This is a genomic window from Rathayibacter sp. AY1D1 (assembly GCF_002932635.1).
Classification (GTDB): Bacteria; Actinomycetota; Actinomycetes; order Actinomycetales; family Microbacteriaceae; genus Rathayibacter.
Map to the genome: position 1 here is coordinate 1 of NZ_PSVY01000069.1, position 923 is coordinate 923.

Below are 923 nucleotides of genomic sequence, written 5' to 3' on the forward strand. Positions count from 1 at the left end.
GTCTCGGGGGTGGGGCTCGGGGTGGGTGTCGGGGTGGCGTCGGCGTCCGGCGCAGTGGTGCCGGAGTCGGCGCCCGGTGTGGAGTCCTGGACGCGGATCGACCCGCCCTCCTGGGCGATGCGGACCACGAACGGCTCGGCCTCGGGATCGCCGAAGGTCTGCGTCCACAGCTGACGGCCGTCGGCGGTGCGGACCTCGCGGGGCGCGTCGATCGCGCCTCCGTCGGCGTCCAGAACGAGGAGCTCGGTGTCCTCCGTGGTCGCCTCGAGGCGGACCGCCGTTCCCGCCATCGTGGCGACGGACACGTGCCCGTAGCCGATCCAGAGGTCCAGCGGCTCGCCGGAGGTCTCGTAGCCGGGTGCGACCGTGACGCGCAGGTCGCTCGCCGCGAGCGTCGCGTAGCGGCCGGGAGCGGCGCTCGAGAAGCCGTAGGTGCCCAGCACGGGGAGCAGCTCGCGGTCGGTCGGCAGCACGGCGGCGCAGGCGGCCGTGACCAGCGCGACCGTCGCGAGGGCGACCAGCGCGCTCGCGCGCCTCCGGAACAGGCCGGCGAGCACGATCACCACGGCGAGCACGAGCGCGGCCGAGGCGGCTCCGACGACGAGGGCCGTCGGCCCGGAGGCGGTGAGCGAGACCAGTGCGCCGGTCAGTGCGGCGGCGCCCAGGGCGAGCAGCGTGAGGCTCGCCCGCAGCCGGGGGTTCGCGGCGCGTCGGAGGCGCTGGCGCTCCAGGCGCGCGGCGGTGACGGCGGCGGCGGCGACTCGCGCCTCCTCCGCCCGGGCGCGGGCCGTCTCGCGGGCCGTCGCGCTCTGCTGGGCGCGGAACGCCTCCCGCTCGGCCCGCCAGGCCTCCTGGCGCTCGCGCCACTCGGCGACGGCCTCGGGGGACGAGGGGCGCTCGTCCTGCAGGCCGGGGTCGGGGGC

General features: G+C 77.9%; 1 pseudogene. It reads right to left on the reverse strand.

Going from position 1 to position 923, the window contains the following annotated elements:
• Positions 1 to 923 (reverse strand): annotated as a pseudogene (locus C5C56_RS18105) (hypothetical protein); the annotation flags it as partial.